Source organism: Lepagella muris, assembly GCF_004793975.1.
Classification (GTDB): Bacteria; Bacteroidota; Bacteroidia; order Bacteroidales; family Muribaculaceae; genus Lepagella; species Lepagella muris.
Genome location: NZ_SRYB01000005.1, coordinates 73773 through 98664, shown reverse-complemented (window position 1 = coordinate 98664; position 24892 = coordinate 73773). Strand labels below are relative to the sequence as shown.

General features: G+C 41.0%; 16 protein-coding genes. 13 read left to right on the top strand and 3 right to left on the bottom strand.

Annotated features, from left to right (window positions below; translation table 11 throughout):
• Positions 1 to 133 precede the first annotated feature (133 nt).
• From hemW to E5331_RS05015, 5 genes are all read left to right on the top strand, one after another.
• Complete coding sequence (hemW, locus tag E5331_RS05040) at positions 134 to 1294, top strand: radical SAM family heme chaperone HemW (protein ID WP_123481804.1); 1161 nt, start codon at positions 134 to 136, stop codon at positions 1292 to 1294.
• Positions 1295 to 1557: 263 nt separating this feature from the next.
• Positions 1558 to 2439: a diaminopimelate epimerase gene (gene dapF, locus E5331_RS05035; protein WP_123481805.1), complete on the top strand. Its 882-nt coding sequence runs from the start codon at positions 1558 to 1560 to the stop codon at positions 2437 to 2439.
• 44 nt (positions 2440 to 2483) lie between these two features.
• Positions 2484 to 3713 (top strand): LL-diaminopimelate aminotransferase, encoded by a 1230-nt coding sequence (locus E5331_RS05030; protein WP_123481806.1) that lies wholly within the window; start codon positions 2484 to 2486, stop codon positions 3711 to 3713.
• 24 nt (positions 3714 to 3737) lie between these two features.
• Positions 3738 to 5924: a glutamine synthetase III family protein gene (locus tag E5331_RS05025; RefSeq protein ID WP_123481807.1), complete on the top strand. Its 2187-nt coding sequence runs from the start codon at positions 3738 to 3740 to the stop codon at positions 5922 to 5924.
• A gap of 1263 nt (positions 5925 to 7187) precedes the next feature.
• Complete coding sequence (locus tag E5331_RS05015) at positions 7188 to 8903, top strand: SulP family inorganic anion transporter (RefSeq protein ID WP_123481809.1); 1716 nt, start codon at positions 7188 to 7190, stop codon at positions 8901 to 8903.
• 168 nt (positions 8904 to 9071) lie between these two features.
• On the opposite strand, the gene lon is transcribed toward E5331_RS05015, so the two are convergent.
• Entirely contained in the window at positions 9072 to 11525 is a 2454-nt protein-coding gene (lon, locus tag E5331_RS05010) for an endopeptidase La (RefSeq protein ID WP_123481810.1), read from the bottom strand.
• Between the two features lie 135 nt (positions 11526 to 11660).
• On the opposite strand from lon, the gene E5331_RS05005 reads away from it, so the two are divergent.
• From E5331_RS05005 to E5331_RS04995, 3 genes are all read left to right on the top strand, one after another.
• Positions 11661 to 12419, top strand: a complete 759-nt coding sequence (locus E5331_RS05005) for a tRNA1(Val) (adenine(37)-N6)-methyltransferase (RefSeq protein ID WP_123481811.1) — start codon at positions 11661 to 11663, stop codon at positions 12417 to 12419.
• A gap of 171 nt (positions 12420 to 12590) precedes the next feature.
• Positions 12591 to 13751 carry a dermokine domain-containing protein gene (locus tag E5331_RS05000; protein ID WP_135985414.1) on the top strand — a complete coding sequence of 387 codons (1161 nt, stop codon included), beginning with the start codon at positions 12591 to 12593 and terminating at the stop codon, positions 13749 to 13751.
• Positions 13752 to 13925: 174 nt separating this feature from the next.
• Positions 13926 to 15650, top strand: a complete 1725-nt coding sequence (locus tag E5331_RS04995) for an OmpP1/FadL family transporter (protein WP_123481813.1) — start codon at positions 13926 to 13928, stop codon at positions 15648 to 15650.
• An 82-nt stretch (positions 15651 to 15732) separates the two neighbouring features.
• Here E5331_RS04995 and E5331_RS04990 read toward each other — a convergent pair whose 3' ends face one another.
• Positions 15733 to 17016, bottom strand: a complete 1284-nt coding sequence (locus E5331_RS04990; protein ID WP_123481814.1) for a class I SAM-dependent methyltransferase — start codon at positions 17014 to 17016, stop codon at positions 15733 to 15735.
• 151 nt (positions 17017 to 17167) lie between these two features.
• On the opposite strand from E5331_RS04990, the gene E5331_RS04985 reads away from it, so the two are divergent.
• The 4 genes from E5331_RS04985 to dnaA all read left to right on the top strand — a co-directional run bounded on the left by E5331_RS04985 (position 17168) and on the right by dnaA (position 21890).
• Positions 17168 to 17662, top strand: coding sequence for a 3'-5' exonuclease (locus E5331_RS04985; RefSeq protein ID WP_123481815.1), 495 nt, complete (start codon positions 17168 to 17170; stop codon positions 17660 to 17662).
• Between the two features lie 190 nt (positions 17663 to 17852).
• On the top strand, positions 17853 to 19316 hold the full coding sequence (locus tag E5331_RS04980) for an N-acetylmuramoyl-L-alanine amidase family protein (protein WP_123481816.1): 1464 nt from the start codon (positions 17853 to 17855) through the stop codon (positions 19314 to 19316).
• An 8-nt stretch (positions 19317 to 19324) separates the two neighbouring features.
• A complete protein-coding gene (locus E5331_RS04975; protein ID WP_168355146.1) occupies positions 19325 to 20227 on the top strand; it encodes an MlaD family protein in 903 nt (300 codons plus the stop codon).
• 256 nt (positions 20228 to 20483) lie between these two features.
• Positions 20484 to 21890, top strand: a complete 1407-nt coding sequence (gene dnaA / locus E5331_RS04970) for a chromosomal replication initiator protein DnaA (RefSeq protein ID WP_123481818.1) — start codon at positions 20484 to 20486, stop codon at positions 21888 to 21890.
• A gap of 31 nt (positions 21891 to 21921) precedes the next feature.
• Here the strand turns inward: dnaA and E5331_RS04965 are convergent, their stop codons facing one another.
• The gene (locus tag E5331_RS04965; protein WP_168355145.1) at positions 21922 to 24018 is read right to left on the bottom strand and encodes a tetratricopeptide repeat protein; all 2097 of its coding nucleotides are present in this window, start codon (positions 24016 to 24018) and stop codon (positions 21922 to 21924) included.
• A gap of 376 nt (positions 24019 to 24394) precedes the next feature.
• Here E5331_RS04965 and E5331_RS04960 point away from each other — a divergent pair, with 376 nt between their 5' ends.
• On the top strand, positions 24395 to 24862 hold the full coding sequence (locus E5331_RS04960; protein WP_123481820.1) for a DUF4293 domain-containing protein: 468 nt from the start codon (positions 24395 to 24397) through the stop codon (positions 24860 to 24862).
• Positions 24863 to 24892 lie beyond the last annotated feature (30 nt).

Below are 24892 nucleotides of genomic sequence, written 5' to 3'. Positions count from 1 at the left end.
TAGTAAAATTATCCGGAATGATGATATGAAATTTATATGTTAAAAAACACATTTCCATATTTTTTTACTAAATTCGCAATCTGTGACAGTCCAATATTGTCAGAGAATTATGGATAACTAACAATGTTACAGTATGAAACAATCAGGATTATATATTCATGTACCATATTGCAGGAGTAAATGCATTTATTGCGATTTTTACAGTGGGGGGGCATCGTGTGCAGATTGGCAGCAGCTCACCAAGGCATTGTTGAAAGAGTTGCACATAAGGAGGCGGGAGTTGAAAAGCAGTGTAGCTACTATATATATAGGAGGAGGCACACCTTCGTTGATTCCATGTGATGAGTTTCGGCATCTTGTGAATGGTATCACTTTGGAGTTTGGAGGAAGTATTCATATCTCGGAATTTACGATTGAGGTAAATCCGGAGGACGTCACGGAAGATAAATGTAGGGTATGGAGAGATTGTGGTGTGAACCGAGTGAGTATGGGTTGCCAATCGTTTGTTGATTCAGAATTGCTTGCTGTAAAGCGTAGACATAACTCCAAAAGCTCAATTGATGCGTATGGAGTGCTTAGAGAATATTTTGACAATATAAGTATAGATCTCATGTATGGACTTCCAGGACAGAGTGTGGAAAGCTGGCGTGAAAGTGTGTCGGTTGCTATGGATATGCGACCGGAGCATTTGTCGGCATACTCCTTAATGTTTGAAGAGGGGACAGCCCTTAGTGTGCTTCGAGATAAAGGTCGTCTTAATTTCCCAAATGAAGATGAATGTCTGGCGATGTGGAGAATATTGTCTGAGAGATTGAGAAAGGAGGGATATTGCCAATATGAGATCTCAAATTATGCCCTTCCCGGGAAGGAATCTGTGCATAATAGCCGTTATTGGTATGGGAATCCATACCTTGGATTGGGTCCGTCGGCACATTCGTATGACGGCATAGATATACGTAGGTCTAATCCTAATGACTTGAAACGTTACCTATCCTTTTATTGTGCCGATTCCCCGACGGATGCAGCGGTAGGGAATAGTGTGTTTTATGAAGAGGAGCATCTTAGCAAGGAAGAATTGGCAGAGGAGATGCTTATTACGCGTATGAGGTTGGCTGCCGGAATGGATACTACAGAATATGAAGGTAGGTTCGGGATATTGGATAAACAACGCCTAATAAATAATGCCCGTCCGTTTATTGATAATGGAGACCTTATATATGATGGGGTTTTGTTGAAATTAAGCCATAAAGGGATCATGGTTTCTGATGAAATAATATTAGCTCTGTCCATGTGAGTTCAGACAGCTGCTTACAAAGATAATCTTGTAAAATTATCAAATCGACTTGAGTGTGATACTAAGCGGTATTAATTTTTTATGATATGAGGTCTTAATTTACAGGCAATTTTAATTCAGTTTATATTATAAGAGAAATAAAAAAATAAATAAAATTAGAAAAATGTTGTGAAGTATTAAAAAAAATGATAATTTTGCAGTCGGAAAATAAATAACGGTATCATATTCATAAATGTGGTGCTAAAACAGGTAAAAAACGAAATATGCCTGAGAAAAGAAAGATATATTTTACAAAGATGCAGGGTGCGGGCAATGATTACGTATACATTGACGCATTAGGAACTCCGACCTCATTAAGTCCGGGGACGGTAAACCTACCGGACTTGGCTACAAAAATAAGTGACAGACATTTCGGCGTTGGCGGTGACGGGCTGATAGTAATAATGCCCTCCTCCAGCGCCGATTTTCGTATGCGAATGTTTAATGCAGACGGAAGTGAGGCGCAGATGTGTGGCAATGCAAGCCGGTGTGTCGCGAAATACTTATATGATAAGGGATTCACGGATAAAGAGGAGATTCTTCTTGAAACTAACAGTGGCATAAAGATATTGCGGCTCCATATAGAGGATGGCGAAACACGAAGCGTCACAGTAGACATGGGGTGTTATTATCTCCATTGTAAGGATATTCCGGCAAAAGGAGCGATTGATGATGTGATGATTGACGAGCCTGTTGTGGCTGACGGGAGAGAATTTCTGATCACGGCAGTAGGTATGGGTAATCCACATGGCGTGATATTTACAGATTCTATAGACGACTGTCTTGTGCATCATTACGGCAGTATATTGGAGACCTCTGACGTTTGGCCGGAGAAGGCCAATATAGAGTTTGTAGAGGTGGAATCTCCGACGAGATTGAAGATGCGTGTCTGGGAGCGGGGAACGGGTGAGACTCTTGCGTGTGGTACAGGAGCGTGTGCGTCAGCGGTAGCTTCCTTCCTGAAAGGTTTGTCGGGAAATGAGGTGGAAGTTGTTCTGCTTGGTGGCATACTGAATATCAGGATAGATAAGGAGAATGGGCATGTCCACATGCATGGTCCGGCAGAATTTGTGGCGGAGGGTCATTATTATTATCAGCCGGATTAATGCCTACCTATAAAATTAAAATGATTAATCAGGTATAAGAATTTATGTTGGTAAATGATAATTTCAGGCAGCTGCCTGTGTCATATCTCTTTTCGGAAGTTGCCCGTAAGATTTCCGTATATAAAGAGGAGAATCCCGGTAAGGAGATAATCAGAATGGATATAGGGGATGTCACTCGTCCATTGTTCCCATGTGTCATAAAAGCGATGCATGAGGGTGTTGATGAACTTTCAAAAGCGACAACATTTCATGGATATGGCCCGGAACAAGGATATCTGTTTTTGCGGGATGCAATAGCATCGCATGATTATCAATCAAGAGGAATCGATATCAGTGCATCGGATATATTCGTAAGCGACGGTGCGAAGAGTGATCTTGGGAATTTAGGCGACATTTACTCCAAAGAATGTAAGGTGGCTGTCATGAATCCGGCTTATCCGGTCTATGTGGATGATAATGTTATAGATGGTCGTGCCGGAAGCCTTTGCGCCGGAAGATGGAGCAATCTTGTATATCTTGATTGTAATCCGGAGAACCATTTCATGCCTAATCTTCCCCAGGAGCATGTCGACGTCATATTCCTATGCTTCCCCAATAATCCGACGGGCGAGTCGATCACTCGAGATGAACTTCAGAAATGGGTGGACTATGCGCGTGATAATGATAGCTTGATTATATATGATTCGGCTTATGAATCATTCGTGCGTAATCCGGATAGTGTTCGTTCCATTTATGAATTAGATGGAGCTAAAAAGGTGGCAATAGAGGTTAGAAGCTATTCCAAAACGGCAGGTTTCACCGGACTCCGTTGTGGGTATACGGTGGTTCCGCGTGAGTTGAAAGGTAAATATGCAGACGGGTCAGACGTTTCTCTCAATACATTGTGGAATCGAAGGCAAACCACTAAATTCAATGGTGCTTCATATATAGCACAGAAGGGAGCTGCCGCGATCTATACTCCGGAAGGAATCTCATCGGTCAAGGCTGCCACTGATTATTATCTTGGTAATGCAGCTATTATCAAGCAGGCATTTATACAGGCAGGTTATAAGGCATTTGGAGGGGAGGATTCTCCATACGTATGGGTATATGCCGGAGAGGGTGTGGATTCATGGGGCCTCTTTGATCAGTTGCTTAGGGTATGCGGATTTTCCACTACCCCGGGTTCCGGTTTCGGCACAAAAGGTGACGGCTATGTGCGTCTGACGGGATTCAATAGCCGAGAAAATACTGAAAAAGCAATGCTTGCGTTATTAAATAGAGAAAAAGATTAAAAGTTTCCAAAAAAATCTAAAGGTATGTCAGATCTAAGGTTTAAAAGTGTGGAGGAAGCCTCCTCCCGCAAGGCAGTAAAGGTGGACCTTCCCAAAGAAAGGGTTGATCAGTATTATGCCGAAAAGGTGTTCAATCGCCAGAAAATGTTTCAATATCTTCCACGCACTACATACGAGGCACTCGTAAAGGCTATAGATAATAAGGAGCCTTTGAATCGCGAAATAGCTGACAGTGTAGCAGAGGGAATGAAGCGTTGGGCAGTAGAGCAGGGTGCCCGTCATTACACCCACTGGTTCCAGCCGATGACAGGAGGCACAGCAGAGAAGCATGATGCCTTTATAGAACATGATGGCAAGGGGGGCGTAATAGAGACATTCACGGGTAAACTCCTTGTGCAGCAGGAGCCTGATGCCTCCAGCTTCCCTAACGGAGGTATCCGTAATACATTTGAAGCCCGAGGATATTCAGCATGGGATATTTCTTCGCCTGCATTTATCGTTGGAAATACGTTGTGTATCCCTACGATTTTCATATCCTATACGGGAGAGGCGCTTGACTACAAGACTCCTCTTCTCCGCACGCTGAATGCAATCGATAAGTCGGCAACACGTGTTGCGAGATTCTTTGATAAGTCGGTGAAGCATGTGGAATGTTATCTCGGCTGGGAGCAGGAATATTTCCTTGTAGATGAATCATTGTATGCAGCACGTCCTGACCTGGTATTGACAGGGCGTACATTGATGGGTCATGAGAGTGCAAAGAACCAGCAGCTTGAAGACCATTATTTCGGAGCAATACCGAGTAGGGTAGAGGCATTCATGCTTGACCTTGAATTGGAATGTCATCGTCTTGGAATACCTGCCAAAACCCGCCATAATGAGGTGGCTCCAAATCAATTTGAACTTGCTCCGATATTTGAGGAGGCTAATCTTGCCAATGATCATAATCTTCTGCTGATGTCGGTGATGAATGAGGTGGCACGCCGTCATAATTTCCGTGTACTGCTTCATGAGAAGCCGTTTGCAGGGATAAACGGTAGCGGTAAGCACAATAACTGGAGTCTTGGGACTGATACGGGTAAACTGTTGTTCTCCCCGGGAAAGACGCCGAAGCGCAATTTGGAATTTATTGTGTTTGTCAGCAATGTCATGTCGGCAGTGCATAAGCATAATGCATTGTTGAAAGCCTCCATTATGTCGGCTACTAATGCCCATCGTCTTGGTGCCAATGAGGCTCCTCCGGCAATAATCTCAATGTTCCTCGGAAGTCAGTTGACACAGATACTTGACAGTATCGAGAAGAACGAGACTGATTCAATCATTCTTGAAGGCAAAGAGGGTATGCGTCTTGACGTAAGTCAGATACCGGATCTTTTGATAGATAATACCGATCGTAACCGTACCAGTCCGTTCGCATTTACCGGAAATAGATTTGAATATCGTGCGGTGGGTTCATCAGCCAACTGTGCATCAGCACTCATTGCATTGAATGCGGCTGTAGCTGTCGAACTTGATGAATTTGCAGATCGTGTGGAGAAGCGAGTGGCATCGGGAGAGAATATTGATAAGGTTCTTCTTGATGAGGCACGTGAGAATATCATACGTTCTCGTGCTATTCAGTTTGATGGAAACGGCTATAGCGAAGAATGGAAGGAGGAGGCGAAACGTCGGGGTCTTGACACAGAATCTTCGGCGCCGTTAATGTTTGACAAATATATGGAACCCTCTACCATTGATATGTTCAGGAAAGCGGGTATCTTCAGTGAGAAGGAACTTGAGGCAAGGAATGAGGTGAAATGGGAGATGTATTCCAAGAAGCTTCAGATAGAGTCGCGTGTGCTTGGGGATCTTGCCATCAATCATATTATTCCTGCTGCTATCACTTATCAGAGATTACTGCTTGACAATGTGTATAAGATCAAGCAATTGTTTGATGAGTCAACCGCACGAAAGATCGGTGGTCAAGACATGCTCACTATTGAGCAGATTTCGGAGCACATGAGTGCTATAAAGTCTCTTGTAGAGAAGATGGTAAGTTCGCGTCATATCGCTAATAGGAAGCCGAGTGAACGTGATAAGGCAATTGCATATCATGATACAGTTGCTCCCCTTCTTGAGGAGATTAGGATGCATATAGATTCCCTTGAGCTTATGGTTGACAATGAGATCTGGCCTCTCCCGAAATATCGCGAGCTGTTGTTTATACGCTAAGTCTTTATTATTAAGCGTTTATGGGGTGATTCATGATGCTATGAGTCACCCTTGTTTTTGATGCAAATGTTAATTAATATTAAAGTTGGATTTTTTTTATGTTTTATAGCATTGTTTTGAAAAATAATTTGTAATTTTGCAGTGAGTTTTTCATGGTATTAGATTTTAAGGTTAACAGAAGATTGGTTGTCGGGATGACAATCAATTTTTTTACGCCTTTTGTTTCGGTATTCTTATCAAATGCGAGTTTCTTAGGAATTGCGGATCCGGATAAATCCGATTCTGACACCATGAGGTGAAATATCGGAATACTTACTGTTTAAACTGCACCTAAGTGTGAATTTCCAACAGGATCGTATAGCTGACCTGAATTTTCAGGATGTCGTATCGGAATGATGTTTCACTGTCCAATATCCAAAAGGATAGTTGCCATATCCGGTATGATAAACTGAATATAATTTTGTCTGAACATAATCATAGATTTAGCTTAAGCCAATCTTCGTGTTAACAAAATTAAATATTATGCCAGAAAACCTCTGCAAGAGTTAAATTTATGTTAAAAGATGAAATTATTTTATGTTTAATAACAGATTTTGAAAAATAATTTGTAATTTTGCAGTGAGTTTTTCATGGTATTAGATTTTAAGGTTAACAGAAGATTGGTTGTCGGGATGACAATCAATTTTTTTGTATATACACCAATGCCCAAATAAGGATTGTCTTTCACGAAAGGCGATTCTTTTTTATTGATGTAGAACCGGTGAAGAACGGGCTTCCTCTCCAGTGGGATCGGTGACGGAACTAAGACCCATTTCTTATGAGACTGGGTTTAAAGCTGACAACGAAGTAGAGCCAGTTTACGGAATTAAAGCAGACAAGGAATAACAATGACAAGAATAATTGAATTGTAAGCAATTATAACGGTCACTCTGAAATTTAAATGTTAACATAATTTTTTATATTAGATTAAAAGATGTTAAAGTATGATATTTTTTTTATGTTTTATAGCATTGTCTTGAAAAATAATTTATAATTTTGCAGTGAGTTTTTCATGGTATTAGATTTTAAGGTTAACAGAAGATTGGTTGTCGGGACGACAATCAATTTTTTTTTGTACTTATAGATAGGCTGAATGCGTTTGATGAGTTCGTTTTGTGTTATATTATTATGTTTTTTAACATATATTTTGTAATTTTGCGGTCTGAAACAAGAGATGCTTGTTTTAGGTTACAGAATATTAATAGCTAACTAACATCAGTCATTATGACACTTTCAGGTCCTATTGATTTTAAGCCGAAGTTGATTTCGGCATTGAGGGATTATTCGTTTACAAAATTTAAGAGTGACTTAATTGCCGGCATAGTCGTTGGCATCGTTGCTTTGCCACTTGCTGTAGCATTTGCAATAGCGAGTGGAGTGAGCCCGACTGTGGGACTTATAACAGCAATAATTGGGGGATTTCTGGTATCGGCATTGGGAGGTTGTTCTGTTCAGATCGGTGGACCCACGGGTGCATTTATAGTAATTGTCTACGGAATAATAGAAAATTTTGGACTTGAAGGTCTTGCAATCGCTACGTTTATGGCTGGCGTCATACTTGTGCTGATGGGGCTTTTCCATCTCGGCACAGTTATAAAGTTCATACCATATCCGATAGTAGTGGGGTTTACTGCGGGTATAGCCTTGACAATCTTCTCCACTCAGATGAATGACTTTTTCGGGCTTGGACTTACAAATATGCCTGCGGCATTTATTCCAAAATGGGGGATGTATTTTAGTAATTTTGGTAATATCGACATAGTGTCTACGATTGTTGGGGTGGTGTCATTGCTAATAATCATTTCCGTACCGATGATTTCCAAGAAATTACCAGGAGCATTGATTGCTATAATTCTTGTCACACTTGGGGTATGGTTGCTTAACAGCAATTTTCCGGAATATCATGTGGCGACTATTGGAGACCGATTTGGCGATCTGGTCACTACAATACCGGCACCCAAGGGTTTTGTGTTCTCAATGGATACTATCAATCTTCTATTGCCGTCAGCATTTACGATTGCAGTTCTCGGCTCAATAGAATCATTGCTTTCGGCTACGGTAGCAGATGGTATCACCGGATCTAAGACCGGATCGAATACGGAATTGATAGGTCAAGGTGTGGCAAATATGATGGTGCCGTTCTTTGGCGGTATCCCTGTCACGGGAGCAATAGCCCGTACCATGACAAATATAACCAATGGTGGACGCACGCCGATAGCCGGGGTCATTCATGCGATAGTGCTTTTGGTAATATTCCTGTTCATGATGCCACTTATCAATCTTGTTCCGATGGCTTGTCTTGCTGCGGTACTTATAGTGGTGAGCTATAATATGAGTGGTTGGCGTACTGTAAGGGCAATCCTTAAGAATCCTAAGAGTGATGTCACTGTGCTTGTGGTCACGTTTCTTTTGACAGTAATATTTGACCTAACAATAGCGATAGAGATTGGACTGCTGCTTGCTGTGATACTGTTCTTGCGTCGAGTTACGGAGAATGTCCAGATTAAGGTGTACAGCGAACAGCTTGACATAGCGGAGGGGACAGAATCCACTTCGCATGAGGTTCTTGATGTTGCGAAGGGAGTGCAGGTATATGAGATAGATGGACCGTTCTTCTTTGGAATCGCTACAAAGTTTGATGAAATGATGCGTACCACGATGGGAGATAAGCCCAAAGTCAGAATTATAAGAATGCGAAAAGTGCCGTTTATTGATGCGACAGCTGTGCATAACCTTGAAATCCTGATAAGGGCTTCACAAGAGGAGGGTATTCATGTAGTGCTTTCCGGAGTAAATGATAATGTCCGAAGCGTACTTGAGCATGTAGGTATCGATAAGCTGATAGGAAAGGATCATATATGCCCCCATATATCATTAGCGGTGAAGATGGCCAATAAGATAGTCTGGCAGCTTGATGAGGAGACTTCTGTTGCAGAATAATAAGAAGAACCAGGCAGATGCTTTTGATCGGATTTGCGATCCGATTACTTGACACACACTGAATTTGTACTTATTATCAATGAATATATACAACCGATTATACATTAACTGCGGCATCAGAATATGCCGCCGTTAATGTATAATCGGTTGTATAAGTACGGGGGATTGTTATATCTCGAATCGGTTTTCGGCGAGCTCTGGCAGGAGTGCGAAATCAAGCACGTCTTCCACGGTCTCGACAAAATGGAACGTCAATCCTTTGAGATATTTTGAGTTGATCTCTTCAATATCTTTTCTGTTGGCTTCTGAGAGGATAATATCTGCAATTCCTGCACGTTTTGCGGCAAGGATTTTTTCTTTTATTCCTCCTACCGGAAGCACTTTCCCCCGCAATGTTATTTCTCCGGTCATTGCTGTCTTCTCGCGAACTTTCCTACCGAGGAAAGCGGAGGCAAGAGATGTTGCCATTGTCACGCCGGCAGATGGTCCGTCTTTCGGGATCGCACCTTCGGGCACATGGATGTGGACATTTGCCTTTGTAAACAATTCTGAGTCAATACCAAGCTTACGGGCATGAGCCTTAAGGTATTGAAGGGCAATAATCGCCGATTCTTTCATTACATCACCAAGGTTTCCGGTAAGTGTGAGTTTCTCACCATTTCCCGGAGATAGTGACGACTCGATGAATAGAATTTCACCACCCACCTGGGTCCAGGCGAGTCCTGTAACTACTCCGGCAAACTTATTGTTCTCATAAATGTCGGGATTGACCTCTTCTTTGCCGAGAAACTCCTTTACAAGTTTTGTGGAGATTAGTTTTGGATATTCCTTTCCGGAAGCTTTTAGCCTGGCTACTTTTCTCAGAATCTTTGCAATGGTTTTTTCAAGGCGTCTTACTCCAGATTCACGGGTGTAGCGTTCGATGATATACTCAAGAGCATTCTTCTCAAATGAGATTTTATCCTCTCCCAATCCGTGGTCTTTCAAAGATTTCGGCACAAGATGCCGACGTGCTATCTCAATTTTTTCCTCAGGGATATATCCTCCGATTTCTATTATTTCCATACGGTCAAGCAGTGGACCGGATATTTCGGAGAGATTATTGGCAGTGGCAATAAACATGATGTGCGAGAGATCATAGTCACAATCAATGTAATTATCATGGAATTTTCCGTTTTGTTCGGGATCAAGCACTTCGAGTAGAGCAGTAGATGGATCACCTTTAAAATCCTTGCCAATTTTGTCAATCTCATCCAAGACGAAAACAGGATTACCGGTGCCGCATTTTGAGAGGGCAGCCAATATCCTTCCGGGCATCGCCCCGATATAGGTGCGTCTGTGTCCGCGTATTTCAGCTTCGTCATGTAGTCCGCCTAAAGATACGCGTGCGTATTCTCGTCCGAGAGCATCAGCTATAGATTTTCCGAGGGAAGTCTTTCCAACTCCCGGAGGTCCGTATAAGCATATAATAGGTGCTTTCATATCTTTACGCAGCTTAATGACAGCCATTTGCTCGATTATACGTTCCTTTACCTTTTCCAGCCCGTAGTGGTCACGGTTAAGTATTTTCTCTACTTTTGACAAAGAGAAATTATCCGGAGAATAATGATTCCACGGCAAGTTAAGCAAGGTGTCAAGATATGAGTATTGGATTGAATATTCCGGATTCTGAGAATTGAACCGTTCTAATTTTTTCAATCCTTTCTCAAAATGCGTCTGATTCTCCTTATTCCATGTTTTCTCGGCAGCTCTTGCCATTAATTCATCTACATCAGAATTTTCAGAGACATTTCCAAGTTCATCTTGAATTGCTCTGAGTTGCTGTTGGAGAAAATGCTCCTTCTGCTTCTGATTCAAGTCCTCGTGAGTGCGTTGGTGTATACTTGCCTGGATGGCGAGTTTTTGCAGAGAAAGATCAAGGTCTTTCAAGAAACTCTCAAGAAGGTCTTTAAATGTGTTGCTATACAGAAGTTTCGCTCTTTCCTCAATAGATAGTGGAGAATTGGAAGCCATGAAATATATGGCGAACTCAGGTTTCTCATTAAGACCTTTTAAAGAATCGGAAATACGTTCTCTATCATGGTCGGGTATATATGACAATATATTTTCGTATGCGTCCCGTATATTTTCCCATAAGCAATCCACCTCGTAAGAGTTATCATCAGTTTCGATTTGAGGCATGATTTCTATTTCAGCAGAAAGCCATTCGGATTCTTTTGTCAGACTCATTAGCTTTGCCCGTAATCCGGTGCTTACGAATGCTACCGGAGTGGTCCCCGGCATTCTTATGATTTTGACAACTTTGCAGATTATCCCGACATTATAGAAGTCTTTTAATTTAGAAGGAGTCTCAATATTCTCCTTCACAGTGACGGCGAAGAGCGTGGAACCTTTTTCATAGGCATCTTTGACGAGCGTTTCCAGATACTCGTTTTCCAATTTCACCGGTTGAGGCATTCCCGGGAATATCACATTGTCGACCAAAGGGAGCAATGTCACATTTGAGGCATCAAAAGAGAAGGAATTGATGTCGTCGGCTGATGGAATCTCAGCTATGAATGAACCGCTGACATTGAAATCAGCAGATTCAGCAGAATATAAAGGGTATTTCTTTCTAAGCATAGTGCAAAATTAGTCAAATCTATCCATACATAGGTAAAGGGAGTTGTGAAATTAATTGAAAAAACAGTTTTTTTATCCGATTGTATCATTATTGAGTGAAGGATAGGGCAAGTTTATCATAATAATAAATGTAATATGATAAATTCTGATTATCTTTGCATCATGAAAGCAGGAAAATTTCATTTCAAACAATTTTCAGTGGGTCATGGTCATGGCAGTATGAAAGTTGGTGTTGACGGTGTTATGGTTGGAGCATGGTCATCGGCTTCCGGCAAAAGGATACTTGATGCCGGAACCGGTTGCGGTCTTATAGCATTGATGCTTGCTCAACGTAACCATGCTGCTGAAATTCTGGGTATAGACATAGACTCAGCCTCAGTGGATGAGGCTCAATGTAATTTCAAGGATTCTCCATGGAGTGACAGATTGCAGGTGCGGCAAGAGTCGTATGTGGATTTTTCACCGGAAGGATATGGATTTGACCTGATAGTAAGTAATCCGCCTTATTTTGATTCCGGAGTCACCGACCTTACGACAACCCGCATAGCGGCACGTCATCAGGGTGAGTTTTCTCCATACGTATTGTTGGAGAGATCGCCTAAGCTTTTGGCAGATGGAGGAAGAGTGGCAATGATAGTGCCGTCGGAGTTCTTTGATAAATTAAGAGATTGGGGCATATCGTTGGGATTGGTTCTTGTCAGAGCGATGTTTGTGAGGAATCATCCGGAGGCTTCTGTAAAACGTGTATTGATGGAGTTTTCCAAAGATGTTGATGAGGGATGCCATGTTTCTGTGAAAAGGGAAGAGGTGCCTATGTTGACAATGTTTCAAGATGAAGGTATTCCTACAGATGATTATAGAAATTTGTGTGGAGACTTTTACCTTAAATTTTGAATTGGGATGATTTATGGAAATAGGGAATCATAAGGAAAGGAGAATTGATAGGAAATGTTAAATAGTTGATAGGATTAAACTATTTGACGATTAAATTGTCAGACAATAAAGTAATGAATCAAGAAACGAGAGCTTGTCTCAGTCAGAGAGGCTCATAATACAAAAAAGATTATGAAAAATCAACTGATACTTTCTGCATTGGTGGCGTTGGGGACGCCCGTGCTCATGGCACAGGGCTATTTTGACGACGACATCTATTATGATCCTAAAAAGGATCAGACGACTTCGTTTCAAAAGAAGAAAAAGAAGTCAAACTACATTGCCAATATGGCAGACATGGACGTCGATACCTATAATCGTCGTGGAGAGCAGTATTATGCCACTCCGATAGATACTATTGGCGCGTATGCTGAAAATGGGGAGGATTTTGTCTATACCCAACAGATACAGAAATATTACAATCCCACCATTGTTGTAGATAATGCCGATGTGCTTGGCGATTTGCTTGCCAATTCTTATGGCAACGTAGAGATAGTGATCGACAATAATGGACTGCCGATATTTTCTCCATATACATACTCACCGTGGAGTTATCGTTACTATCCGGGTTGGGGCTTTAATGCCGGTCCATGGGGATGGAGCGTAGGATTCTATGATCCATGGTATTCATGGAACTGGGGGTGGAATTGGGGACCATCTTGGGCATGGGGTCCGTCTTGGACATGGGGACCATCCTGGGGCTGGGGTCCGTCTTGGGGTTGGGGACCATCCTGGGGAGGACCTGTCGGTGGAGGTCGTCCGCCAATGGCGGATTGGCGTCCTTCCGGAAATCGTCCTTCGGCACCACGTCCGGGTTGGTCATCAACCACGCGTCCCGGTGGAAATCTTGCTCATCGTCAGCCTTCCCGACCCAGCACTTCCGGACGTCCGTCATCTGGTTCACGCCCGGGTAATATGTCACAGGGGGGATCAATACCACGTCCAGGAGGTAGCACCGGTGTTGTCAATAATAATGGCAGGTGGGAATACAACACAAGTGGCACAACAGGTCATCGTAAGGCCGGCACAGGTGTCATAAATACGGGACGCGGCAACGATAACCGGAATACGGGAACAAGGGTAGACCGGAATACGAACACCAATACCAATCACCGTAGCTATAATACAAATAGAAATACCAATACGAATACCAATCGTAATACGAACTATAATAATAACAGAGGGTCGTATAATACGGGTAGAGGTACCGGAGGATTCGGTGGCGGACGTAGTACAGGCGGACGTAGCACAGGCGGACGCAGTACCGGAGGCGGTTCTCGAGGACACCGTTGATTACTGTCGAAACAATATTCAGCCTTACAAGATCGGGGGCACAAAACTTTTGGGCTCCCGATTGTTATATAATATAGAAGGTCATAATGATCTTTATCAACAGTGAGTCAAGGATGCGTATTGTTGACAGGGAGTTAAATTTTCATATTGTCTTATTATTTGCTTTATCGCGCAATGAATAAATCAGTATTTATATTAAGTGCCATTCTCTCAGGAGCGGGGATGGCTTATGGTCAAGGAGCAATTGATGCTTACCGTATCTCACAACCAGACATGAAAGGTACTGCACGTTTTATGGGAATGGGTGGAGCATTCAGTGCGTTGGGTGGTGATTTATCAACCTTGTCACAGAATCCTGCCGGTATAGGTATATACAGGAGTAATGAGGTGGGATTTACAGTGGATCTTGATTGTCAAAGCTCAACGTCAACGTCTCAAGGTATCAGTAATGATATGAGCCAGACAAAGTTCCTTCTCAATAATATTGGAGCGGTGTTCACGATGCGTCTCCCCAGCATGACGTTTCCGAATGTAAATTTTGGTTTTTCCTACAATAAAGCGGCCTCATTCAACAGGGTTTATGGCGGAAACATACCAAAGTTATCCAATTCTTTGAGTAACTATATTGCCGGGATTGCAAATGGAGAAGGACTAACGGAGAATGACTTATCGACAACGGATGATTATGACCCATATAATCCAACAGATGGAGGATATGTCTTTCCATGGCTTCCGATATTGGGTTATGACGGTTACTTGATAAATCCTACAGGAAGCGGATCAGACACCCAATGGTTTGGACAATGGGGAAATGGCACATCTGGCACAGGCTCTTTTAAGGTGCATGAGAAAGGTGCTGTAGATGAGTATAACATCGCCATAGGTGGAAATATATCAAATGTGGTGTATTGGGGTATGAACTTTGATATCGTTAATATGAACTACACGATGCAAAGTCTCTGGTCGGAGAGCCTGAACGATGCCTATGTCCCGGGATTGAACAATGAGATTGTTAGGGAGAGTGCGGATTGGCGATTGGGAAATTATTATAACGTTCATGGAAGTGGTTTCAACTATCAGTTTGGCTTGATATTGAAGCCTATTCAGGAACTACGTTTCGGATTCTCATTCCATACCCCGACTTGGTATAATCTGACTGAAAATTTCGGAGCAAGCATAGATTATACGTATGGCGGGAATGAAAGCGGGGCTGTTGATACCAATGGCGGCTATCTTGGAGAGAATGAGATGTGTTTCCGGACACCGTGGAAGTTGATTGCCGGAGTGGCGGGAGTAATAGACAATCGTCTGATTCTATCGCTTGACTATGAATGGGCGAGCTATGATAAGATGAAATTTTCCGATCCAGGCAGTTATGGAGTCGGTTCCGGCTGGGGTGGAGATTGGGACTATGATTGGGATCCTTGGTATGGACCAGCCAAAAACCGAGCAGGAGAACTTAAGCCACGTGGATTTGGAGATTACGAAAACAATTCATTTTCCGATACAAACAGTGATATCCGTAATTATTACCGTTCAACAAATACTATACGTGTCGGCGCAGAATACCGAGTGACGCCTTCGTTCAGCCTCCGTGCCGGGTATAGCTATACCACTTCTCCGGTAAAACAGAATGTGGCAGACAATAAGGAGATTATCTGGACTTCCGGCACAATGCCGAATTACAGGTTTGATAATCACACAAGCTACATCACATGTGGAGCGGGTTATCGTTATCAGAGATTCTATGTAGATCTTGCATATATCTATAAGAATATGTCGTCAGAGTATCATGCCTACACGCCGGATGTGGATAACGGCACAGTCATCCCATCGCCTCAGGCAAAACTATCGTTGAATAATAGTCAGATAGTTTTGTCAGCAGGATTAAGATTCTGATAGAAATATACCTGAAAAGTTTATATAACTTCAAAAGAAAAAGGGGTTTCCAAGTGTGAAGGAAACTCCTTTTTTTGTTGGGTTACAATTTATGACACAAAATAAATATTGGAGTCTTATCCAATCTTGAGGCATAAAGAAAATCAAGATCTCCTTCCTTTACTCCAAGCTGCTTCCTGAGAATATCCGGAGCCACGGGATAATTCCTTGTTACGATATTTATTGGTTTCCCATGTAGGCTTTTCCGACTTTTTTTATCAGGCAGAGAATCAATCAATAATTTTCTACCAGGGAAATCAGGAATAAACTCTGTGGATACAAACAGATGGGATGATGGGGAAAGTTTTTTTATTGATGGGTAGCTGGTTGAAAGAGCATTCCAAGGGGCAAGTTTCATCATGGGAGCGTTAGGTTCGTATATGTAATTCCCCGGAGATATGTCTTCTTTCCCGGCATATAATATACCATTATATATAGAATTAATTGGATTGTCGGTTGAGATGTCATTATATGATTGGGGAACGCATGTCAGCCGATCATTTATCCGAGGAATTTTATATGTGAAACGACTGGAGATTTCTCCATTATTATTTAAATCGACTGCTTCAGCAACTATCGGGATAGGATTATCCTCAGAATTGTAGCATAGGTTGTTTATTTCCACTAAAATCTCCTTACATTCACCCATCACGCTTACTGCCCGTATGGCTGTAAGGTCGGGAATATCTCTTATGGTCTGAGAGATGTCGAGTAGAGGGGATGCTTTTATAAATATCCTGTCTGCCTTATTTCTTAACTCTTTGATCAGAGGGATGACGTCAGGTTGGCAGTCTTTGAAATTGTATACCCGACCGTTTTTATTTCTACGAGCCGGATCAATAAATACAGTGTTGAAATGATTTCTTGAATCAGATATGAATCGCACAGAATCGCCGTTGACAACTGTTATGTTGAATAGACCAAGAATTTCTTTATTGTATGTAAGTGCTTGAAATCTTTCCGGATCAAGTTCGCAAGCAATCAAAGAGCCGGAGTTGCGGGCAATTGCAAACGCATCAATTCCCAATCCTGAGGTCATATCAATAGAACGCTCCGAATTTCCTATAATGGATGCATGGAATGTCGCAATGCTTTCATGAGAGGCTTGCTCTGCTGCCAATATTGAAGGGAAAACCACATTTGAGTTTGACAGGAAGTTTTTCATTTTTATGGCATATTTACGCCGACATTCGATCTGGAGCAATGCGAAGTCCAGATCGAAAGGCAGACTTTTGCCATGATATTTAAGTTTGAGTCTTGACAGATCTTCTTTAGCATTTACTTCAATAAACTCAAAGAAAGTTTTATCGTATGAATTTATTTTCATTTGATGATTCGTTAAATGACTTAATTGCAGATTCTACCTGCAAGTGCAAAATTAATGAAGAGTTGGAATATGTCAAAATAAATACAGAGATGTTGCGTATAATATAAAGAAGTCTGGAACACTTCAGAAGAAATAATATATAATTGTAGAAATGTTAAATTTTGCAGCAATAGATTTTGAAACCGCCAATGGCAACGCATGCAGCGTATGTAGTGTCGGTATTGTCGTGGTTAGAAACGGCCGTATAACAGATAAACGATATAGACTGATTCATCCGGTGCCTAATTATTATAATCCGAGAAATGTAATGGTCCACGGATTAACCCGTAGTGATACGGATGCCGCTGATACGTTTCCGGAGGTATGGGCAGAATTATCGCCATTATTGGAGGGTCTTCCATTAGTAGCACATTTCAGTCGTTTTGATGAAGGATGCCTGAAAGCAGCACATAAGAGATTTGAGATGACCTATCCTAACTATAAATTTTATTGTACTTGTGAAGCATCACGCAAGGTCTTCGGTAAAAGATTGCCCAACCATAAATTGCCAACAGTCGCGAAAGAGTGTGGGTATGACCTTTCAAATCATCATCATGCCCTTGCTGATGCAGAAGCAGCAGCTGTGATAGGTATGAAGATATTATAACCGGAATTGTGCAGTATGGACAATATTGATATAATCTATGCATTTAAATTTTATAGTATAATTCAAAATCCTTTTTTATTCCAAATGTGTTATAGAAATGATTCCAAAATTCGTTAAATTTGGTTATTTCACCCATATATTACGGAATAAAAAATAAAATTTATTAATTTTGTAGCATATACAGAACCAGATGAAAAAAAATAGTCAAAATATATTCCTGTTTCTTCTTTTCTCATTGCTGTTATTTCCGGATTGTCTTTACGGAAAGAAAAATCATAAGCAATTTACAGTGGTCATCGATGCCGGACATGGTGGTAAGGATATCGGTGCTGTAGATAATGGCGCGAAGGAAAAGAATATAAACCTTGGCGTGGCATTACAGCTTGAAAAACTTCTGGAGAAGAAGCTGAAAGATGTCAAAGTTGTTATGACGCGAAAGGATGACCGCTATCTGACGCTTCAACAACGTGCTGATATAGCTAATAAATCAAAGGGGAACCTATTCATATCGATCCATACAAACTCGGTAGATAAGAGTAATAAGAACCGAAAGACAATTTCGGGAGCGTCGGTATATGCATTAGGTCTGCATAAGGATGAGAATAATATGCGTGTGGCGCGTAGAGAGAACTCCGTCATAGAGCTTGAAAGCAATTATAATCAGAAGTACAGTGGCTTTGATCCAAATAAGGATGAATCGTATATTATTTTTGAGATGGCACAGAAAAAAAATCTCAGTAAGAGTATACGATTTGCCGAGATGGCACAGAAAGAACTTGTGGATGCCGGACGAAAGGATAGGGGAGTGCATCAGGCAGGATTTTGGGTTCTGTGGGCGACATCGATGCCTTCCGTGCTTATAGAGTTGGATTTCATCTGTAATCCTAAAACAGCAAAATATCTTGCTTCCAGCCAAGGAGAAAAGGAACTTGCCGGAGCAATATTCAATGCGTTGAAACGATATTATGATAGTTGGGAAGCGGGGGAAAAGAAGCATCTGTCGGAATCATTGCCGGAAATTGAAGAGCCGGGAGAGTCTGTGGCCGGAGGAGACGTGACTTATGTGGCAAAAATCCCGAGTGCAGTCAAACGGCGTAAGGGCGTAGCCCCTTCAAAATCAGGCTCCCAACAATCGGAATATACAGTGGCAAAGCGTCGTCGTCGCAATGAAGCCTCAAGAGTGGCTTCAGATAATAGAAATCTGGAAACCTCTTCAATCCCATTGCATAGCGAACGAGAAAGAGAGGCCTCTTACATAGCCTTTACATCGGAGTCGACGGAATCTATCCAAGAGACAAATGCCTTAAGCGATGAAGGTGTGGATAAGAAAAGCAAAAAGAAAAAGAAAAAAGATAAGAAAAAGAAAGAAAAAAAGGGAAGAAAGTCAAATGCGCACAACGCAAAGACGGATAAATTTGTTAAAGTATATAAAATCCAAATATTAGCATCCGCCGATCGGCTCAAGCAAAACAATCCACGTTTTTGTGGTCTGTCTCCTATATCCACGTATGAAGAAAAAAATCTGTACAAGTACTATTATGGAGAGAGCACAGATAAACGGGAGATTGAGACAATGCTAAAGGACGTGAAAAAGAAAATTCCGGACGCGTTCATAATATCATTGATGAAGAGTGAGAAGACGGCAAAAAAATGATTCTAACTATGAAAAAAGTATTTACAAGGGAATTTATCATCGGACTATCCGTGATTGGGGCAATAGTCATTCTGTTTTTTGGAATAGACTATCTGAAAGGGATAAATCTGTTTAAGCCTGCAAATTTCTACGTAGCGTCCTATTCGAATGTGGCGGGTCTTGAAGTTGCAGCTCCTGTGACGATTGACGGATACAAGGTAGGTCAGGTAAGGGAGATTAATTTCAATTATGAGAATCCCGGGCATATAGATGTGTTGCTGGCCTTGAATAAATCATTGCGTATCCCCGAGGATTCAAAGGCAGTAATAGCCACAACATTACTTAGTGGGGCATACGTTGAGATTAAGCTTGGTAAGAGCACTAAGATGGTGGAGGTAGGTTCTAAAATAGAGGGTTCGGTGACACCTGATATGATGGCCAGTATTTCCGATAATCTATTGCCATCAGTGGGTAGCATACTTCCAAAGGTAGACAGTCTGCTCAGCAGCCTTAATACTCTTGTGTCAGATCCGGCATTGCTTAAATCAGTGCAACGTCTTGATGGAATAACGAATGATCTGAGCCAGGCTACAAATGGTCTTAGTGCCGTCATGAAAAGGGATGTTCCCCGCCTTATGGGAAGTACGGGTCGCACTGCTGCAAATCTTGATACTATCACAAGAAATCTTGGCGAATTGTCGTTACAGCTCAAGCAACTTCCAATAGGAGCTACCGTTGACAATGTTAATGAACTTACCGGGAATCTTGCAAAATTCTCAAACCAGCTTAATAATCCAAATTCCACATTGGGAATGCTGATGAATGATCCCGAATTGTATGAGAGGATAAATAAGGTGAGTGCAGATATAGATTCGCTTCTTATAGACATACAGAAGAATCCTAAACGGTATATCAGTATAAAATTGCTCTGATAATTGTTCTAATAATTGTGGTTGGCTTGTATTATTTGTAGGGAATCTCTACATGCAACCAGAATAACAATAAATGATAAATAGAAACTAAATGATAAATAGAAATCCTCTTCGGAATTTTAATTTCCGGAGAGGATTTTTGTAGATATATAACATTGAATTGCAAGATATTGTAAATAAATTGAATTGTGCAAATGTAAAAACTATTTTTTATGTGTTTTTTTTGTAGTTAATTTGCACTCGCATTTGCATACTAATGGTGGAAGATTTCAAAATAAAATGGGACCGTTGCCTTGAGATAATCAGAGGCAGTATAGGGGAAACCAAGACATCAACTTGGTTTTCTCCGGCACGTCCGTTGCATTTTGAGAACAATCGGCTTACTCTTGGGATTCCCTCACGTTTTTTTTATGAGAAGTATGAGGATGAATTCTACTATATATTATCGAGTACATTAAAGAAAGTATATGGCGATAATGTGCAGCTTGACTATGAGCTTTTTATAATCAAGAATGATACGGATTCTAAAGTCAAGATAAAGGCATCGCAAAGGAGTGAGGATGTCAAAGGTAAGCTGTCGCAAATAGTGACACCACCACGTCCGTCAGCCGGATTAAATAAGGGATTGAAAGATGAGTTTGATCCACAGTTGAATGAATCGCTTACATTTGAGAATTATTGTATAGGAGGGAGCAACAGATTGCCCTACACTATAGCTGAGTATATCGCAAATAATCCTGGGAAGAATGACTTTAATCCCTTTTTCCTTTATGGTTCTGTAGGAGTCGGAAAGACACATCTGATTCAGGCTATCGGCATAAGAGTGAAAGAGCGCAATCCGAAGGCGAAAGTTCTTTTTGTAACTTTACGACAATTCCAAAATCTTATGGCTAATGCCACAATACATAAGCAGATTCCAAGTTTTCTAAATTGGTTTCAGCAGATGGATGTGCTTTTGATAGACGACTTGCAGGAGTTGAGCCATAAGGATGGAACTGCCAACGTATTGTTCCCAATCTTCAATCATCTTCACCAGAATGGTAAGGCATTGGTGTTTACTTGTGATCGACCTCCAATGGAACTTGATGGCATTGCCGATCGTTTGATAGACCGCTTTAAATGGGGTATAACAGAACAGTTGCCTAAGCCAGACCTTGCATTGCGAAAAAAGATTCTTACATTTAAGGCATCAAAGAACGGTCTGAATCTTCCTTCAGATGTCATAGATCTTATAGCAGAGAGTGCCACCAATTCTGTTAGAGAATTGGAAGGTATTGTTATGGGCATCTATTTGCGATCAATAAAGCTTAATGTTCCGATAACTCTTCAGCTTGCCCAAGAAGTCATGCAGCATTCTGTGAAGAAGACTGAGCAGAAGATTATAAATTTTGACATGATAGTAGAGGCAACTGCAGATTATTATAAACTAAATCCGGATGTCATATTTTCTAAAAGCCGAATCCGAGATATAGCGGATGCCCGTCAGGTAATCATGTATCTTTGTCATAAGCTTACCTCACTTTCATCGTCAGCGATAGGTCAAAAATTAAATCGCCGTCATGCAACGGTTCTTCATGGAATATCAACAATCACAGACAGATTGCCATATACAAAGGAATTGTCGTTGGCAATTGAAAAAATAGAGGAAGATTTGAAACAATAAAAGGAAGTCAGTTCGACTTCCTTTTATTGTTTCAAATTTCATACTTGACTTTTTCAATGACAAGATTTAAATCAGAAGCATTCCCTCCGGCATTTATGATATATGGTAAATCTTCAGAAATGGATGATTCAAACTTATCGATATTGAATTCTTTTGAATTTAGAGATTCCCGATAGCACTTGACTGCCATTTTAAAGTTACCTGCTAAGAAATATGAATGTCCGGCATTAAGATGATCCTGAGAAGAGGCTATTCCAAGATCTACAATTCTGGAATAAGCAGCAATGCTTTTTTCAAAGTTCCGATTAATCATCTCGGCCCAGGCAAGAGCTCTAAGTGTGGCAGGCTTATCCGGTCGGATATAATCGGCGTGGTAATAGTGGGTTATAGCACTTGCTGTATCCCCATTTTCCAAGAGAGAATTTGCGGCACTCATCAATAGACTATAGTTCTCAGGATCAGAATTAAGAGCCTTTGTGTAGTATTCAGCAGCTTCATCAAATCTTCCGAGAATTTTATATGTAACTGCGAGTTGCTTAATGAGCCATTTGCTGTCAGGATTGAAGAGTTCGGCTTTGCGATACCATTTGATGGCTTCCGCCATATTCCCAAGACAACTGTAGCAGTATCCAATTTTTTGGAAGATAAGATGATCTGCAGGATTCTCTTTCTCCATCAGCATCAGCATAGGCAGGGCTTCCTTATAATATCCTCTTTTAAAATAGAATTCGCCGACAAGATTGACCATCTCCATTTCGGTGAGGATATCTTTGATGTATGGTAGCGATTGGAAATCAAGAGGATTACTGAATGGATCATTGAAATCATCTTTTTCCCGGAATAGTTTGAAGAAACGATAAATGTCGCGCACGTATCTTGTCACTTCAGAATCAAATTCGGGCACGCTTGATTTTAGATTACGATCGGCGATAGCCTCCTTTAGCTGTTCCATCTGCCCATTCATTTTCTCAGTCATCATTTTGCGTTGTTCTTCTGGAAGCTTACCTAAAGAGAATGCGAAAGAATATTTGTCGGAATTACACATGACACCTTCCATATCCAGCATGTCGGTCAATCCCCCAAGATTATTTAAGGCATCAGAGATCTCATTATGCTGTATGGAGAAAGGAAGGAACCAGTTTGATACTGTGTTGAAAAAGGGAAAACTTTTTAGATTTGAGAAAGCCACCATCATAACATCGCCGCCCTCAAGCTGCATTTCTGTCAATTCCTTTAGTTTGTCTCCAATGCCATTTTTATTGAGCAATTCCTCCCATTCAGGATTAACGTCGAGCATTTCCATGTCGGATTCTTCAGAAATATCCTTTAGCTTATGCAGAATTTCGGGACGAAGTTTCATAAGTTCGGGAAGCACTTCATTCTGCATTTTTGCAGAGATTCTTTCAGTGTCGCGAGTGCGTATTATATTCATTATCACTTCTCTCAGCCGTTGATACGTGATAATAGAGTCTTGCCATAGAGATAGGCGGGTCCTTATTTTTGCATCAGTCTTCACACGTTCTGGATTAGCCGCAACTACAATAAGAATTGCAACAAGAGCACGTGCCGATATTTTTTGATTTATGTCGGCCTCATATATATCGATCAGAGCGGTCAATGCATTCCTATCATAAAATGATAAGTTTCCCAGCATAAGGGCAGATATTATCTGGGCTTTATAGCTGAATGGTAAGTCGGAGTTTATGACTTCATCAGAAAGGAGATTATAATCCAGATGTTTCTCTCCAAACATAGTCCAAATAAAATTGAATATGGCGGAAAGTGTATCATCAAATTTTTTCTGGAATACTCTTGCACTGTCGGTGCCGCCAGCAAGCAGATATTCAGGATAAATTTGATGAATTTCATTGATAAGGCTTTTAAGATTCTCCTTGCGAATGTTTATGAAGCGTTTTGTAGATGAATATATATCAGAACTGTCTTTGATTACAGCATCTCGTAATAGCCTGTCGTTTAAAGAATGAAGTTCATCTTTTATACCAGAAAGCACATCATTCCTGCCATTGTCCTGATATCCCTCTATAAGATAATGGATCATATATTTGTAGGTGTCCTCAAGTCGATTGAGGCTGTCAGCGATAGCTGGTTCAGTATTAGAGGAAATCATTTCCCTCATAGTTTTAAAGACTATGTGCAGACTTCCCTTTTCAATGAGAGAGTAGAGCTTTGTATGTATGGAATTATACTTTCCGGATGCCATATTAATAATTATTAAAGACTGAATAAAATTGAGGTATAAGTGGTAGCTCAACCTTATAAAATGTTAAAAAAGATTTTATAAATATTGTTTTTATAAAGTTTCGCGAACATGCCATATACACGCATATACCTATAACAAATGTCGTGCCGAAAAGTATTGCCATGTAAAAAAACATATAAGTTTTATGAAAAACTATAGATTTATCCGTAATTAGTCGCTATTCTCATGAAAAAAAAGTAACTTTGTAGTCAGAAATTAAAAATAGACAAAATCCCAGTAAACAATGGTAATTCAAAGATGGCAATCTCTCCTTCTATTGGTGGCAGCGGCAGTTATGGGATGTTTCTCATTCTGTTCGTTAGGACAGATTCAGACAGCCGATTTCACTTATAATTTTACGAGCATGGGCTTCTATCAGGAAGGCATACCGACAAACGGAGTCAGCGCACAGATATTCCATACGTGGTATTTGTTTGCGGTGACATTTACAAGCATGTTGCTTCTGTTGATTGACATATTCCTTTTTAAGAACCTTCCACTTCAAAAAAAGGTGTGTCTCGTATCGCTGTTGTTCATAATCGCCTCATCTGCAACAGTGGCATATCTCGGTTATCAGAGTTTTCCTGGTGGAGAAATTGGTTGGTCTTCAGCAATTATCTGTCCGTTGATAGCTATTGTAGCAACAATCTCAGCATACGGATTGATGCAGAAAGATCATAATCGTCTTAAGGCGGTAGACCGTATACGGTGATCAAATATAATTAAAAACAATAAACGTTTC

What these genes read in the sequence shown, in the direction of transcription:
- hemW (WP_123481804.1), top strand. Translation starts at nt 134, where the DNA reads ATGAAACAATCAGGATTATATATTCATGTACCATATTGCAGGAGTAAA.
- dapF (WP_123481805.1), top strand. Translation starts at nt 1,558, where the DNA reads ATGCCTGAGAAAAGAAAGATATATTTTACAAAGATGCAGGGTGCGGGC.
- E5331_RS05030 (WP_123481806.1), top strand. Translation starts at nt 2,484, where the DNA reads ATGTTGGTAAATGATAATTTCAGGCAGCTGCCTGTGTCATATCTCTTT.
- E5331_RS05025 (WP_123481807.1), top strand. Translation starts at nt 3,738, where the DNA reads ATGTCAGATCTAAGGTTTAAAAGTGTGGAGGAAGCCTCCTCCCGCAAG.
- E5331_RS05015 (WP_123481809.1), top strand. Translation starts at nt 7,188, where the DNA reads ATGACACTTTCAGGTCCTATTGATTTTAAGCCGAAGTTGATTTCGGCA.
- lon (WP_123481810.1), bottom strand. Translation starts at nt 11,525, where the DNA reads ATGCTTAGAAAGAAATACCCTTTATATTCTGCTGAATCTGCTGATTTC.
- E5331_RS05005 (WP_123481811.1), top strand. Translation starts at nt 11,661, where the DNA reads ATGATAAATTCTGATTATCTTTGCATCATGAAAGCAGGAAAATTTCAT.
- E5331_RS05000 (WP_135985414.1), top strand. Translation starts at nt 12,591, where the DNA reads ATGAAAAATCAACTGATACTTTCTGCATTGGTGGCGTTGGGGACGCCC.
- E5331_RS04995 (WP_123481813.1), top strand. Translation starts at nt 13,926, where the DNA reads ATGAATAAATCAGTATTTATATTAAGTGCCATTCTCTCAGGAGCGGGG.
- E5331_RS04990 (WP_123481814.1), bottom strand. Translation starts at nt 17,016, where the DNA reads ATGAAAATAAATTCATACGATAAAACTTTCTTTGAGTTTATTGAAGTA.
- E5331_RS04985 (WP_123481815.1), top strand. Translation starts at nt 17,168, where the DNA reads ATGTTAAATTTTGCAGCAATAGATTTTGAAACCGCCAATGGCAACGCA.
- E5331_RS04980 (WP_123481816.1), top strand. Translation starts at nt 17,853, where the DNA reads ATGAAAAAAAATAGTCAAAATATATTCCTGTTTCTTCTTTTCTCATTG.
- E5331_RS04975 (WP_168355146.1), top strand. Translation starts at nt 19,325, where the DNA reads ATGAAAAAAGTATTTACAAGGGAATTTATCATCGGACTATCCGTGATT.
- dnaA (WP_123481818.1), top strand. Translation starts at nt 20,484, where the DNA reads ATGGTGGAAGATTTCAAAATAAAATGGGACCGTTGCCTTGAGATAATC.
- E5331_RS04965 (WP_168355145.1), bottom strand. Translation starts at nt 24,018, where the DNA reads ATGATTTCCTCTAATACTGAACCAGCTATCGCTGACAGCCTCAATCGA.
- E5331_RS04960 (WP_123481820.1), top strand. Translation starts at nt 24,395, where the DNA reads ATGGTAATTCAAAGATGGCAATCTCTCCTTCTATTGGTGGCAGCGGCA.